Origin of the sequence: Streptomyces phytophilus (genome assembly GCF_013870535.1) — a bacterium.
In the GTDB taxonomy this organism is placed as follows: domain Bacteria; phylum Actinomycetota; class Actinomycetes; order Streptomycetales; family Streptomycetaceae; genus Streptomyces; species Streptomyces phytophilus.
On sequence record NZ_JACBXC010001089.1, the window covers coordinates 1 to 2,081 of the forward strand.

Sequence of the window (2,081 nt, forward strand, 5' to 3'; positions counted from 1 at the left end):
CCGGACCCGCCGCCTGCCCCGCCTGCCCCACCGGTACCGCCGGAGCCGCCGGAGCCGCCGCCTTCGAGCCGTACGTTGTCGAACACCCCCGTCGCCTCGCTCGGCCCCGCCCCGATGCTCAGCGACCCGAACGACCGCTCCACCCGCACCGTCTCCGGCGCCGCCACGAACAGCCCCGCCCGCGCCGTCCGCGGCAACCCGGCCGCGGAGACGCTGCCGACCTCGCGCCAGCGTTCGCCGTCGGCGGACTCGTAGCCGGTCAGCCGGTCGCCCTCGCGCGTCAGCCGCAGCCACACCGGAGCGTCCCCGGCCACCGCACCGCCGGCGACGTCGTGCTCGAACCCGTACTGCAGCCGCACCCCGTGCCCGTGCGTGCGCATCAGCGCCACGTACGGACTCCCCGGTTCCGTACCCGCCTTGACGATCAGACCGGCCTTCGCCCACGGCGCGTCCGTGCCCTTGCCGAGCGTCAGGTCCGTCACGCGCGCGGTGACGCTGCCGTCCCCGGCCAGCGGCCTGTGCACGAAGCGGAACGAGTCCGCGACCCGGTCCGCCGCCCCCGTACCGGAGCCGCCGCCGCCGTCGTCGGACGTGGCCATCTTGCTGCCGCCCGCCGACGCCAGCGACACGAGCACCGTCACGACCACACCCGCGAGCAGCGTGAGCAGCCACCGGTCGACACTGCGCAGCTTCGTGAACTCCGCGCGCAGCAACTGCCAGAACCCGTCACGCGCGGGCGGCAGCTTTGACCGGTACGGGGCCACACCCCCGGCGCCCGCCCCCGTACCCGTCCCCATGCCCGTCCCCGTGTCCGCAGTCATCGCGGATCCTCCCCCTCCGGGCCGGCGGCGAACTCCGCCTCCCCGCGCGTCAGCTCCATGTACGCCTCCTCCAGCGACGCCCGGTGCGCCGCCAGCTCCGAGAACGGCACCCCCTCCGCGCCCAGCAGCACCGCCACCCGCTCCGCCGCGAGACCCGACACCGTCAGCGACTCCCGGCCCGTCGCCGCCACCGTCGCCCCCGCCGCCGCCAGCACCGTCATCGCCCGCTCCCGCGCCCCCGTACGCAGCGCGACGCGGCTGTCGGAAGCGGCGGCCAGCACCTCGGCCACCGGCATGTCCGCGACGAGCCGGCCGCGGCCGATCACCACGAGGTGGTCGGCGGTGTCCTGAAGCTCGCTCATCAGGTGGCTGGAGACGAGCACCGCCCGGCCCTCCGCCGCCAGCCGGCGCAGAAAGCCGCGTATCCAGCGGATGCCCTCCGGGTCCAGCCCGTTGACCGGCTCGTCGAAGAGCAGGACCGGCGGATCGCCGAGGAGCGCGGCGGCGATGCCGAGGCGCTGGCGCATCCCCAGCGAGTAGCCGCCGACCCGCCGCCGGCCCGCCGCGGCGAGACCCACCTGCTCCAGCAACTCGTCCACGCGGCGCGGCGGCAGGCCGTGCGAGTGCGCCAGCCACAGCAGGTGGTCGCGCCCGCGGCGGCTGGGGTGCACGGCCGCCGCGTCGAGCGCGGCGCCGACGTGCTGCAGCGGGCGGCGCAGCGCCGCGTACGGGCGGCCGCCGACCAGCGCACTGCCCCCGTCGGGCCCGTCGAGGCCCAGGACGATGCGCATCGTGGTGGACTTCCCGGCCCCGTTGGGGCCGACGAACCCGGTGACCCGACCGGGGACGACCGTGAACGACAGACCGTCCACGGCGGCGACGGGCCCGAAGCGCTTGCGCAGCTCCCGGACCTCGATGGTTGCTTCTGACGCTGCCATGGTGAGGAGGCTACGAAGCGGGCGGCGGGCGGGTCGTCACGCGGGGGAGGAGTCTTGCGGGCGGCTGGGTAGCTCGTGTGGGGGAGGCGGTCGTCCTGGGCGGGAGGGACGCCGGAGAGGGCGGGCGCGGGGACAATGGCGGACGTGACGGGAGCACGGGGGGAGTGGGCGGGGGGTACGGGCGTGACGCGGGGGGCGGAGGGTCCGTACGCGACGGGCGGGGACGGCGCGGCCAGGACGGACCGCACGGCGGACGCGGCCCGTACGCACGACGCGGACCGCAGAGCCGACACGGCCGGTACCCGCGACGCGAACGGCGAGC

General features: G+C 76.5%; 2 protein-coding genes. Both read right to left on the reverse strand.

All coding sequences use genetic code 11. From position 1 onward, the window contains the following. The coding region (locus H5J30_RS29350; RefSeq protein ID WP_258563588.1) for a DUF1349 domain-containing protein at positions 1 to 821 on the reverse strand (821 nt) is incomplete at its 3' end. Continuing rightward, a complete protein-coding gene (locus tag H5J30_RS29355) occupies positions 818 to 1,759 on the reverse strand; it encodes an ABC transporter ATP-binding protein (RefSeq protein ID WP_181790328.1) in 942 nt (313 codons plus the stop codon). The genes H5J30_RS29350 and H5J30_RS29355, both read right to left, overlap by 4 nt. Between the last annotated feature and the right edge of the window lie 322 nt (positions 1,760 to 2,081).

What these genes read in the sequence shown, in the direction of transcription:
- H5J30_RS29355 (WP_181790328.1), bottom strand. Translation starts at nt 1,759, where the DNA reads ATGGCAGCGTCAGAAGCAACCATCGAGGTCCGGGAGCTGCGCAAGCGC.